This is a genomic window from Ruegeria sp. YTSA072 (assembly GCF_059610285.1).
The window spans coordinates 119,261-130,886 of the sequence record NZ_JBXWNI010000012.1 but is presented as its reverse complement, the minus strand read 5'-3'; the positions used below and the strand labels follow the sequence as shown (position 1 = coordinate 130,886).

The following is an 11,626-nucleotide window of genomic DNA, read 5'->3' as shown; positions in this document are numbered from 1 at the left end:
TCCTGATGGCGACGGCGGTCCTGATGGCGACGGCGGTCCTGATGGCGACGGCGGTCCTGATGGCGACGGCGGTCCTGGTGGCGACGGCGGTCCTGGTGGCGACGGTGGTCCTGGTGACGACGGTGGTCCTGGTGGCGACCCAGGCGATGGTCCCGGAAACGGGAGTGGGCCTGGGACTAAAACCTGAGGTCAATCATCTGCGAAACTTTTCAGTTTATCAAAGGAGAGCGGCCACCCGATCAGGTGGCCGCTCTCCTTTTGTCATGCCTAGATTAGCCTTGCTGCACCAGCGCGCGCCGATTCTTGCCCGCGCTGAGTTTGATCGGCGATGACAAGTCGCCTGCTTCGATCATCAGGCCGGCATCAGTCAGTGGAGCATCGTCCAATTTGGCACCTTTCTCTGCAATCAGGCGCTTGGCCTCTTTGCCGGTTTTCGCTAGGACGGTCTTGACGATCAAATGTATAATCGAGATTGGCAGATTAACTTCAGTTAGGGTCAGGGTCGAAAGATCGTCCCCGACCCCGTCCTTTTCGAACACTTCACGCGCGGTCGCCTCTGCAGTCGCGGCCGCTTCGCACCGTGCAGCAGGGTGGTGACTTCGTTGGCGAGGCGGATTTGGCCTCGTTGATCTCGGGCCCTTGCAGCGCGCTAAGACGGTCGCACTCATCCAACGGCATTTCGGTGTAAAGCTTCAGGAAACGGCCAACATCCTCAGAAGACATTTAACTGAGCTTAATGCACAGGTCTCATATCGAGATGCAATGGCGTGAGGCGTCGAGGGGTCGCCGGTTAGCGAGTAAGGAGAGCTATATTATGAAGACCAGGACAAAATCCGGGCTGGCGGTATTGGTCGCAGCCCCGTTTATGGGGGCTTTGGTGGCAAGCAGCGCAAGCGCATCCACCGAGGCGTGCGATTGGAGAACGGCGCGGGATGCTGCCAACAAGGGCGACTATACGACGATGTGTGACTGCACACATGTAACTCCGAGTTTCCTGAAGCGCCTGCAGAACCGGTCGGATTTTGCAACAACTCTGCGTAACACCAGCGCGCAATGCCCCGGACTGGCGTCATTGCTGACCGATCTGCCGACCAGTTCGGTCGCTGGGTTCTTTAACCGCGGAGAAGACCGGAGCGGCGATCAGTTTGCCGAGGTTGACACGGGCAACAGAGGCGAAAACGGCGAAGGCGGTGGCAATGACGGCCCGGGCAACGGCGGCGGCGGTGACGGCCCCGGTGATGGCGGTGGCGGTGACGGCCCCGGTGATGGCGGTGGCGGTGACGGCCCCGGTGATGGTGGTGGCGGCGACGGCCCCGGTGATGGCGGTGGCGGCGACGGCCCAGGTGATGGCGGCGGCGGTGACGGCCCCGGTGATGGCGGTGGCGGCGACGGCCCCGGTGATGGCGGTGGCGGCGACGGCCCCGGTGATGGTGGTGGCGGCGACGGCCCCGGTGATGGTGGCGGTGGTGACGGCCCTGGTGAAGGCAACGGCGGTGGCAATGGCGGCGGCGGTAATGGCGGCGGCAATGGCAACGGCGGTAACAACGGCGGCGGTCACGGTGGCGGCAATGGCAACGGCGGTAACAACGGCGGTGGTCACGGTGGCGGCAATGGTAACGGCGGCAACAATGGCGGCGGCCATGGTGGTGGCCACGGCAACGGCGGCAATAATGGCGGCGGCCATGGTGGCGGTCACGGCAACGGCGGTAACAATGGCGGAAAGCGGTAACTCCGCACAGGCTCGCCGATAGCAGTTTAATAAATGAAAACGGCCACCCGATTGGGTGGCCGTTAGTCGTATCGAATGAGGCTGTAGGTCAGCCCAGTTGAACCAACGCGTGGCGCTTCTTACCTGCGCTCAGCTTGATTGGTGACGACAGAGCACCCGCGTCGATCATCAACCCGGCATCCGTCAACGGAGCGTCATCCAGCTTGGCACCGTTTTCTGCGATCAGGCGTTTGGCCTCTTTACCGGACTTTGCCAGACCCGATTTCACGATGACCTGCACGATGGACATCCCGTCACCCAGTTCATCCGCGCTGAGGGTAAGGGTCGGGAGATCATCCCCAACGCCGCCCTTTTCGAACACTTCCCGCGCCGTGGCTTCGGCATTGGCCGCAGCCTCAGTTCCGTGCAGCAGGGCGGTGACCTCGTTGGCAAGACGGATTTTGGCTTCGTTGATTTCGGACCCCTGCAGAGCGCCCAGTCGGTCACACTCATCCACCGGCATTTCGGTGTAAAGCTTAAGGAAACGGCCGACATCCGCGTCAGTCGTATTCCTCCAGAACTGCCAGAATTCGTAAGGCGAGCGCATTTCTGCGTTCAGCCAGACCGCACCGTCCTGCGACTTGCCCATCTTCTTGCCGTCGCTGGTGGTCAGCAGGGGCGACGTCAGGCCGTAGATCTCGTGATCCAGCACCCGACGCGTCAGGTCGATACCGTTGACGATGTTGCCCCACTGGTCACTTCCACCCATCTGTAGAACGCAGCCATAGCGGCGGTTCAGCTCAAGGAAGTCATAGGCCTGCAGGATCATGTAGTTGAATTCAAGGAAGCTCAACGATTGCTCGCGATCCAACCGTGATTTCACCGATTCAAACGCCAGCATCCGGTTGACCGAGAAATGGCGCCCGATATCGCGCAGGAAATCGAGGTAGTTCAGGCCATCCAGCCATTCGGCATTGTTCAGCATCAAAGCCTTGTTTTCGGCATCGCTGTCATAGTCGATATAGGCCGAGAACACCTTTTTGATGCCTGCAATGTTCTCGTCGATCTGTTCGGGGCCCAGCAGGGGGCGTTCATCCGCACGGAACGACGGGTCGCCCACCTTGGTGGTGCCGCCGCCCATCAGAGTGATTGGCTGGTGGCCGGTCTTCTGGAACCAGCGCAGCATCATGATCTGGATCAGGCTGCCCACATGCAACGACTTGGCCGTCGCATCAAAGCCGATATATGCCGGTTTGCACCCACTGATCAGCGCCTCGTCAAGGCCCTGATAATCGGTGCAGTCGGCGAGAAAGCCGCGCTCGATCATCGTGGCGATGAAATCCGATTTGGGGTGGTAGGTCATATCGTGCCCTTTGGGTTTATGTTGCGGGGCACTGTATAGGCGGCGCACTGGGTAAGGAAAAGGCACCATTTCCAAGAAAACGCGGGCTGTGTCAGCTTTTGACCGGGGGCAGGCGGAAGGCATAGAACATTGCGATGGTGTTCAACACCACAAGGACAACAATCGGCGTGATCGGATCATGCAGATGTGCGACTGCGCCAAGGATCGCAGCAAAAACAATTCCTACGAGGCCAGCGCTAACATCCCCTAGTGCAACCAGGTAGGGGCGCTCTTTTTCGACACTCATCTGAATGAGATACAGGTAGCGCCCATAGATCACCCCATTCCCGCCCAGCGATAGCAGCAGGATCACCAGCGCGTAGACCCAGACGTTCTGAGCGTAGCCGAGGAACGTAAAGCCAAGCGCCATCAGAGCCGAGATTGCGGCGATCATGCACCCCAGCCACATCACAGGTTTGACCGAGACACGATCGCTGAGCCATCCCCACAGAAGCGAGCCGATCACCATTCCAAGGCTGGCCCCTATGACAAAATAGCTGAGTGAATGCTTGGTCCCCATATGCAGCGTCGCAGCATGGATCGTGTAGAAGGGCATCGCCAGCTCGACCGACACAAAGATCAGTCGGGCCGAAAGAAACTTGCGATACCAGGGATAGGCCATGCCGGTTTTGAATCCGGTCGCCAACTCGGCCAAGGGCTTGGGTTTTTTCTTCGGCTCCGGCAATGGGGCGCGCTGTTCATCCTCAAGCAGTCGCACCCCTGCAAAGGCAACACCTGCGGCAAACATGGCAATCACGCCGCACCACAGAACGACGATGTGGCGCTGCATCGGTTGGTCCCCGGACAACAGGTCGCGCGTGATCAGAACGACGATGATGGCCAAAACGCCCGAGATGGTGGCCTGCGCAAACACCATCCGGTTCCGTTTCGCTTCGGGGACTGAAATGCCGTAGATCTGGCTGGTTCCAAGGCTGGTGATCCCCTGGCACAATCCCAGGACCATCGCGGTGGTCAGGAACAGCAGTACGATCATCACACTGGGCAGTTTTGTTGAAAACAGGGCTACCGCCGCCAATACTGCGGCCGTCAAAAGGTTCGGTGCGTAGACGGCCAGCTTGGCGCGGGTTGCCCGATTGATGAAGGGCGCAACAAAGATCTCGGCAATCAGGCGCGATCCGGTGACAAAGGGCAGAAGCATTCCTGCAAAAAACGTTGGCGCGCCCAGAGCCAGATACAGGAACGGCAGCACCAGATTTGGGTTGATCAACTGCCCTCCGATCGTGGCCAGAGCGCCGGACCAGAAGATCAGAAAATAGTTCCGGCCTTCGGATGGTTGTTTCTGCGAGTATGTGTCTGCCATATGTACCTAAAACTGATTTGTGTTCCTTATACCAAATTGTCGGGAAAAAGCGCGACCCTCGTATGATCTGGCTTGCCTTGGGTTTAGCTGAACGGGCAGGTTAAACAGACTGTACCGATCAACCATGACGGTACCGCGGAGTTCGGCAGGAGAGATACGCGTGGGGCGGGCCATCAAACGAACAGGTGCGATCAGGGTTTTGGGCGCGATGTCCGGCACATCGATGGATGGGGTGGATGCCGCGGTCGTCGAAACGGACGGGCACCAGATTTTGGGATTTGGTCCAAGTGGGTATCGTGCCTACTCCGATGAAGAGCGTGCGGTTCTGCGCGCCGCTTTAGGGCAGTGGCACGGGCCGGACGTGGATGCCGCTGCAGAGCTTGTCACCTTGGCCCATGCCGAGGCGCTGTCTGAATTCGATGAGGTCGACCTGATCGGTGTGCACGGTCAAACTCTCGCTCATGAACCAAGTGGGCGTGGGACGTTGCAGGTGGGCGACGGGAAAGGGCTAGCTCAGGCATTGGGCGTGCCGGTCGTCTGGGATTTCCGCAGCGATGATGTGGCGATGGGCGGCGAAGGCGCCCCGTTGGCGCCGTTCTTTCACTTTGCCTGCGCCAAGTGGATCGAGGCAACCCAGCCGCTGTGCTTTTTGAACCTTGGCGGTGTCGGGAACCTGACTTATGTGGACCCCAGTTTCGATGGCCCCGAAGCCTCCGGCGCGTTGCTGGCTTTCGATACCGGTCCCGCGAATGCACCGGTTGATGATCTGATGCAGGCGCGTCTGGGCCTGCCGATGGATCGCGACGGAGCCGTCGCGCGCGGCGGAACCGTCGAGATGGGCGCACTCGAGCTGTTTCTGTCCGAACCTTTTTTCACCCGTATGCCTCCAAAATCACTGGACCGGAACGACTTTTCCGAGATGATCAAACTGGTGCAAGAGCTCAGCGATGCGGACGCAGTTGCCACGCTTACCGGCATGTGTGCAGCAGGCGTGGTGCAGGGGATGGAACACTGCCCCAAACCACCCTCGCGTTTGTTGGTCACCGGGGGCGGTAGACACAACCCGGTATTGATGGAGATGCTGCGCGTCGCGCTGGATTGTCCGGTCCAACCGGTTGAGGCCGTGGGTCTGGACGGCGACATGCTCGAGGCGCAGGCCTTCGCCTATCTGGCGGCACGCGTCGCCCGCAGGCTGCCGACGTCGTGTCCGGGGACGACAGGTGTGAAGGCGCTGGTCGGTGGTGGGGTTGTGAGTTCGGTTGCGTAATGGGGCGGTTGGTTAACAGTTGATTGCCCGGACTTCGCTTTGAGGACTTTTCCGTCGTTCGTTTACCAGCCTGAAACGTCCGCTTTTCTACTTCAGTCGTTATGCAGTAAAATTACTGCACTTGACGTGTAGTAATCTTACTGCATATAGGGCCTATGACAGATGACCAGCTAGACTTAATCTTCAAAGCTCTTTCAGACAGCACCCGTCGTCGCATCATCGACCATCTGAGCAAAAGGCCAGCTCAATCGTTATTCGAGGTATGCGCGGCTTCGGTTGCAGAGGATGGAATCGCTTTGTCCCGACAGACGGTCTCCCAGCATCTTGCTGTCTTAGAGAAGGCGGGATTGATCGAGGTCGAATGGAAGGGGCGAACGAAGGCGCATTCTTTGAGCGTAAGCAAAGACGACATCGTGGCGGCATCGTGGCTTACAAAATACAAACCGAAAGGAACTAAGACATGAAAATTTATGTCACCAGTGTCTTTGTTGACGACCAAGACAAGGCCGAAAAATTCTATACCGAAGTGCTCGGCTTCAAAGTGAAACACAATATTCCACTGGGCACTAATCGTTGGCTGACGGTTGTTTCAGAAGAAGACCCAGATGGAACAGAGCTGCTGCTTGAACCAAGCGACCACCCCGCCACGAGCCCGTTCAAGGAAGCTATCGTTGCCGATGGAATCGCGGCACATTCATTTCAGGTGCAAGACCTCGATGCCGAGTGGAAGAAGCTGACCGACCGAGGAGTGGAGTTTACCACCGAACCAATGGATGCCGGCGCAGTTCACATGGCTGTTTTTGATGACACCTGTGGCAACCTGATCCAGTTGATCCAGATGAAAGACGCCTGAACAAACCTATTCCTTGGCCGGACGTACCGAAAGATACCGTTCGGCCTGTGCGCAGCATCGGTCGCTTCGGGCTCAAGGCAGCCTTTCCGTAAACAACTAGCTGAATGACTGGTGCTTCACGCTTCGTACATAATTACTTGTAAACTGCGAGTATCCGTCCGAAGTCGATTTCAAATGTTCCCGCGTCCAACCGTGCAATGCAGGCAGCTGGTGGAAGGGCACATTCGGAAAGGCGTGGTGCTCTGCGTGGTAGGGCATGTTCCAGGCCACAAAACGCACCATCCGGTTGGTAAACGTGGTGCGCGAGTTCTCGAGCATGTTGGCGACTGGTGGGCATAACCCGTGTTCCGCCAGTAGATAGAGGCGCAGGAATGGTTGCCCCAGCAGAACGGGTAAAATCCAAAGCCAGAAGAGCAGCGGCGATAGGAGCAGGCTTAGGGCTGCGACCGCGTAGAGTATCAACAGCAGACGTGCCTCAGCCCGCATGGCGGTGTGTTGGCGCGCAGGTAAGTACGGGGCGTCGATGCGACCAAACGCGTTTTGATACAGGACAAGTGCCATGCCTTTCCAATAGGGCCAGCCGGACAGGTAGATCAGCAGGCTCAGCCGGTCCTGCGGTCGTGGCTTGCCGCCAAGCTCGGGGTCTTTCTCCGGGTGGTTCGTCCATTTGTGGTGCGCAAGGTGAAAATACCGAAACCACGTAAAGGGCAGGGCGATTGGAACTGAAGCAAGATGTCCGACAGCGTCGTTCAGCCAGCTGCTCTTGAACGGCGTTTTGTGGGTGCATTCATGGCTGAGCGTGAACAGAAACACCAACAAGACACCCTGTGGCAGGATCAGGACCGGCCAGAGAGGGACCCGCCACGCGATACCCGCGCTGGTGGCGGACAGTAACACCAGGTAGCCCAGAAGATGACGCAGACCTGCTGTGTCCGAGCGCCGTTGTAGCTGATCTTTGGTCTCGGGTGGCAGCGACGCTATGAGGGCGCGGTGATCCATGCATCATCCGCGCGCTATGTCGAACCTTGGCTCGGCCAGTTCGAACCCGTCAAACTGGAACCCGGGCGAAACAGTGCAACTGACCAACGTATAGTCTCCGGTGGTGCGCGCCGCCTGCCAGTGGTTTTCGGGCACGATCAATTGCGGTGCGCCCTTTGAAAGGTCGGGGCCCAGGATGTGATCGGTGGCTGGACCGTCATCGGTTGCACTCAGCGACAGGATCAACGGAGCGCCGGAATGATAGAGCCAGATTTCGGTCGCGTCCACGCGGTGCCAGTGGCTGCTTTCACCAGCGGCGAGCAGGAAATAGATGCAGGTGCCGGTGGCGCGGCCCGCGTTATCCGCGCGCCAGGTTTCGCGAAACCAGCCACCCTCGGGGTGTTGTTCCAGTTTCAGGTGGTCGATGATCTCTTGAGCGGTCATGGGGCCTCTTGTCTTTTGCGATGATTATGCACGGGAAGGTGCGATCCGCTATGGTATTCGTGTCCGCAAGGAATATGTTTGCCGCATGACCCTGACGATCCCGTTTGACAACAGCTACGCTCGCCTTCCCAACAGCTTTTATGCGCGGCAGGCACCTATACCTGTGCGTGCCCCACGCCTGATCGCATTCAACTCGGAATTGGCGAAGGTATTGAAGGTCACACCGGGGGAGGTAGAGGAGATGGCTGAAGCCTTCGCTGGCAACACGCTGCCCGAAGGCGCAGAGCCGATTGCGCAGCTTTATTCGGGACATCAGTTCGGCAACTATAACCCGCAGCTTGGCGACGGCCGCGCTGTCCTGCTGGGCGAAACGATCGGGACAGATGGTCTTCGTCGGGATATCCAGCTCAAAGGGTCGGGACCGACCCCGTTCAGCCGTCAGGGGGATGGCCGCGCTTGGCTGGGACCCGTGCTGCGGGAATACGTAGTGTCCGAGGCAATGCATGCGCTGGGCATCCCGACGACCCGCGCGCTGGCGGCGGTTGAGACTGGAGAGATTGTGCTGCGAGAGGGGCCGATGCCCGGTGCGGTTCTGACCCGTGTGGCGAAAAGTCATCTGCGGGTCGGGACATTTCAGGTTTTCGCCGCGCGTGGCCAACTGGACAGCCTGCGCCGCCTGACGGAATACGCAATAGACCGCCACTATCCCGACGCGGATGGCCCGATGGGCCTGCTGCGCGCGGTGGTGGAGGCGCAATCGCAATTGATCGCAGCATGGATGAGCGTAGGCTTTATCCATGGGGTGATGAATACTGACAATTGCTCTATCGCGGGTGAGACCATCGATTATGGGCCTTGCGCCTTTATGGATAGCTATCATCCGAACACGGTCTACAGTTCGATCGACCGGATGGGGCGCTATGCCTATTCCAACCAGCCCGACATCGCCGTTTGGAATGTGGCGCAATTGGCGACGGCATTGATTCAGCAGATGGATGAAAAGGAAGCTGCCGTTGAAGAGGCGACCGAGATCGTACACGCCATGCCTGCGCAACTGCAGGAGAACTGGTTGAAGCGGTTCCGCGCCAAGATCGGTTTGGTGACCGAGGAAGAGGGCGATCTGGAGCTGATCTCGGACCTGCTGACACGCATGGCGCAGAATCAGGCGGATTTTACCAACACCTTCCGTGCGCTGGGCGATGATGCCGCACGTGATCAGTTCACCGATCCCACGGCGTACGACACCTGGTCCGAAGGGTGGAACGCGCGTCTGGGGCGTGAGCAAGACCCATCCGCCGTAGTGTCCGCCGCAAACCCGGCGTTCATTCTGCGCAATCACCGTGTTGAGCAGATGATCCAGTCTGCCGTTAAAGGCGATTATGCGCTGTTCCAAAGGCTGAACACTGTGCTGGCGCGACCTTATGAGGAACAGCCTGATGAGGATGATTTGAAGCGTCCGCCGACCGACAGCGAAGTGGTGCACGCCACGTTCTGTGGAACCTGAGTTTCGACCGCTCAGGCCTCATCACGATAGGGATTGATCTCATCCGGCCAACGCCGCGCATATTGCGAGATCATTAGGTAGACATCCGCCCCGTCGATTGCCTTGCGCGCATCGCGGACCATGCGCAGGTTCAGGGTGTCGACCTCGTCAGCGGTGATGGCGCGCAGGGGGTTGTAGTAGACGGTGATCAAAATGGTCCGACCTTGTTTGGTTACGGACATGTCCCGCAATGCGCCACCGTCCTCTGCGATTGCCGGGCGCAAGGCACGACGCGCAGCAGCAAGAAGTTCTGGGCTTGCGGTGGCGTTTGCCAGCTCACCCAGCCCGCCGCGGAAGTCGCGCAGATATGATCCGATGGCTAGGATGCACAGGAAAAGTACGATTATCGAGTCACCGACGGGTGCGATCGCCGATAGGGCCCCATCCCGGAACAAGTAGATTGCTCCAAGGCCAATTGCTGCGGCGGCCGTGAACAGACCATCGAACAGCGCTGCCTTGGATTCCAGCCGCAGGATTGCACTGGCCCTCCCGGTCTGCCGCCAAGTGAAATAGTGAAACGCCCATAACAGCACGCAGGTAAGGCCGATGGCAGCGAAGTAGATGAACATCGGCCCAAATATCAGCGGTTCAGGCATCATGCCGTTGTAGTAGCTGTAGATGTTTTTAGTCGCGTTCGAGATGGCGAACAGCACCAGTCCTAACAGAGACAAAGAGCGGAAGGTGGAAAAGATCGCCTCATCCGCTGCATAGCCAAACGGGCGTCGCTTGTCGGGGCCTGCATCAATCTTCAAACTGATACGGCGGCCAAGGAATGCCGATCCAAAGCCGACCAGCGAATACAGCCCGTCCATCATGATCGCATTGGAGTTCGACAAAATTCCGGCCAGTATACCAGCCGCGCCCATGAAGAGATTGCCGCCCATGGCAATGATAAGAGCGCGCCCCTCAAGCTGTTTTCTGCGTTCTGCATTTGGCGTCGACATCTGGTAACGTCCTGATAGGGCATCAAACTCCGCAACAGATACCCGTTCGAAGGGGATAGGCCAACACCTGCGATGGCGGGTTGTCCTAGTCCCGCACGATTTCAAGCACCGCAGAACTGACAATCAGGATAGCGCCCAACAGCTCGCGCAACCCGAACGGCTCGCCCGAGAACGCGGCGGCCGAGGCCAAGCCGACGACAACCTCGCTCATCAGCAGGATACCGACCCGGGCAGGGGACAGTTTGGTTGCGGGCCAGATTGTCATGAACACCATGGGTAAGGTGTAGAAGGCCGACAGCAGCACAAACTGAAGGGTCCAAAGAAGATCCGCCTGCACAATTGTCGGGAACACAGGTTCGGGCAGAACCGTGAGGCTGACCAGAGAAAGGATCAGTGCGCCTGCGACAAAGGCAAAGACCTGACCCGAGGCTGAGATCGTACTGGTTCGGTACAGCCCCAACGTACCCAGCGCCCAGCACATGCCCGAGGCCAACGCCATCCAGTCGCCGCTGTTTTGGGGCAGCGGGATACCACCCGAGTCGCCCAGCACGACGAATAGACCACCGACACCGCAGGTAAGGCCCGCAAGCCGCCCCAGAGTCAGGCGTTCACCCAGAAACACCCGGCCCAGAATCGTACCCCAAATCGGGGTGAGGTAGAATAACAGGATCGACCGCACCACATCCGTATAGACAAGGCTGATGGAGTAAAGACTGAAGGCCGCGCCGGTGAACGCACCGCTGAACAACAGGTCGCGCCATTGCAGGGCCAGCGTTCCTCTCTCTTTCCAGATGAAGGGAACCAGCCCCAGCAACGCAACGCTATACATCGCGATCCCCGGCCATGGTCCGGTCAGACCCAGATCATAGAAGAACCGAACGGGGATCCAGTAGAGACCCCACATCATGCCACCGATCACCAGAACGATGCTTGCCCAGGTGCGGTTGTTCGAGAGTGTGTTGCTGGAAACCACTTCAGGCCTCAATTGGACGCGTTCCACGGGGATAGAGTATCGGCACCCCGTTGATCAAGCGCGGCATTCTGGATCGCGCCGCCTGCCAGAATATTGGGCACTTTGGCAGCGCGAAAAGCTCTTATTTGCCGCTCCTGCAGAAGACTGGGGTTGCGCCCGGCCACCAGCGTGGCACTTTGGGGTTCGTCCATTT

Annotated in this window: 13 protein-coding genes and 1 pseudogene; 6 read left to right on the top strand and 8 right to left on the bottom strand. The window is 58.8% G+C overall.

Features of this window, described 5'->3' with window-relative positions; genetic code table 11:
• A partial coding sequence (locus AC2FIB_RS18130) for a hypothetical protein (RefSeq protein ID WP_496733572.1) occupies positions 1-187 on the top strand: 187 nt, incomplete at its 5' end.
• A gap of 85 nt (positions 188-272) precedes the next feature.
• On the opposite strand, the pseudogene AC2FIB_RS18125 reads toward AC2FIB_RS18130, so the two are convergent.
• Positions 273-711, bottom strand: a pseudogene (locus tag AC2FIB_RS18125) (tyrosine--tRNA ligase); the annotation flags it as partial.
• Positions 712-814: 103 nt separating this feature from the next.
• On the opposite strand from AC2FIB_RS18125, the gene AC2FIB_RS18120 reads away from it, so the two are divergent.
• Positions 815-1,729, top strand: coding sequence for a hypothetical protein (locus AC2FIB_RS18120; RefSeq protein WP_496842548.1), 915 nt, complete (start codon positions 815-817; stop codon positions 1,727-1,729).
• Positions 1,730-1,817: 88 nt separating this feature from the next.
• On the opposite strand, the gene tyrS is transcribed toward AC2FIB_RS18120, so the two are convergent.
• Positions 1,818-3,071 (bottom strand): tyrosine--tRNA ligase, encoded by a 1,254-nt coding sequence (tyrS, locus tag AC2FIB_RS18115; RefSeq protein ID WP_496733569.1) that lies wholly within the window; start codon positions 3,069-3,071, stop codon positions 1,818-1,820.
• A 91-nt stretch (positions 3,072-3,162) separates the two neighbouring features.
• Entirely contained in the window at positions 3,163-4,431 is a 1,269-nt protein-coding gene (locus AC2FIB_RS18110; protein WP_282168146.1) for an MFS transporter, read from the bottom strand.
• 208 nt (positions 4,432-4,639) lie between these two features.
• On the opposite strand from AC2FIB_RS18110, the gene AC2FIB_RS18105 reads away from it, so the two are divergent.
• The 3 genes from AC2FIB_RS18105 to AC2FIB_RS18095 all read left to right on the top strand — a co-directional run bounded on the left by AC2FIB_RS18105 (position 4,640) and on the right by AC2FIB_RS18095 (position 6,551).
• Positions 4,640-5,698, top strand: a complete 1,059-nt coding sequence (locus AC2FIB_RS18105; RefSeq protein WP_496733595.1) for an anhydro-N-acetylmuramic acid kinase — start codon at positions 4,640-4,642, stop codon at positions 5,696-5,698.
• A gap of 155 nt (positions 5,699-5,853) precedes the next feature.
• Positions 5,854-6,162 (top strand): ArsR/SmtB family transcription factor, encoded by a 309-nt coding sequence (locus AC2FIB_RS18100; protein WP_058271873.1) that lies wholly within the window; start codon positions 5,854-5,856, stop codon positions 6,160-6,162.
• Positions 6,159-6,551, top strand: coding sequence for a VOC family protein (locus tag AC2FIB_RS18095; protein WP_109311685.1), 393 nt, complete (start codon positions 6,159-6,161; stop codon positions 6,549-6,551). The genes AC2FIB_RS18100 and AC2FIB_RS18095 overlap by 4 nt, the downstream gene beginning before the upstream one ends.
• A gap of 96 nt (positions 6,552-6,647) precedes the next feature.
• Here the strand turns inward: AC2FIB_RS18095 and AC2FIB_RS18090 are convergent, their stop codons facing one another.
• Together AC2FIB_RS18090 and AC2FIB_RS18085 are read right to left on the bottom strand one after the other, a co-directional pair.
• Positions 6,648-7,550: a fatty acid desaturase gene (locus tag AC2FIB_RS18090; RefSeq protein WP_496733565.1), complete on the bottom strand. Its 903-nt coding sequence runs from the start codon at positions 7,548-7,550 to the stop codon at positions 6,648-6,650.
• A gap of 3 nt (positions 7,551-7,553) precedes the next feature.
• Positions 7,554-7,973, bottom strand: coding sequence for a cupin domain-containing protein (locus tag AC2FIB_RS18085; RefSeq protein WP_496733563.1), 420 nt, complete (start codon positions 7,971-7,973; stop codon positions 7,554-7,556).
• A gap of 85 nt (positions 7,974-8,058) precedes the next feature.
• Between AC2FIB_RS18085 and AC2FIB_RS18080 the strand changes: the two genes are divergently transcribed.
• Positions 8,059-9,477: a protein adenylyltransferase SelO gene (locus AC2FIB_RS18080; RefSeq protein ID WP_496733594.1), complete on the top strand. Its 1,419-nt coding sequence runs from the start codon at positions 8,059-8,061 to the stop codon at positions 9,475-9,477.
• An 11-nt stretch (positions 9,478-9,488) separates the two neighbouring features.
• Here AC2FIB_RS18080 and AC2FIB_RS18075 read toward each other — a convergent pair whose 3' ends face one another.
• The 3 genes from AC2FIB_RS18075 to AC2FIB_RS18065 form a co-directional block, all read right to left on the bottom strand.
• A complete protein-coding gene (locus AC2FIB_RS18075; protein ID WP_496733561.1) occupies positions 9,489-10,460 on the bottom strand; it encodes a cation efflux transmembrane domain-containing protein in 972 nt (323 codons plus the stop codon).
• Positions 10,461-10,545: 85 nt separating this feature from the next.
• Entirely contained in the window at positions 10,546-11,433 is an 888-nt protein-coding gene (locus tag AC2FIB_RS18070; RefSeq protein WP_496842546.1) for a DMT family transporter, read from the bottom strand.
• A gap of 8 nt (positions 11,434-11,441) precedes the next feature.
• Positions 11,442-11,624 carry a hypothetical protein gene (locus tag AC2FIB_RS18065; RefSeq protein WP_496733558.1) on the bottom strand — a complete coding sequence of 61 codons (183 nt, stop codon included), beginning with the start codon at positions 11,622-11,624 and terminating at the stop codon, positions 11,442-11,444.
• Positions 11,625-11,626 lie beyond the last annotated feature (2 nt).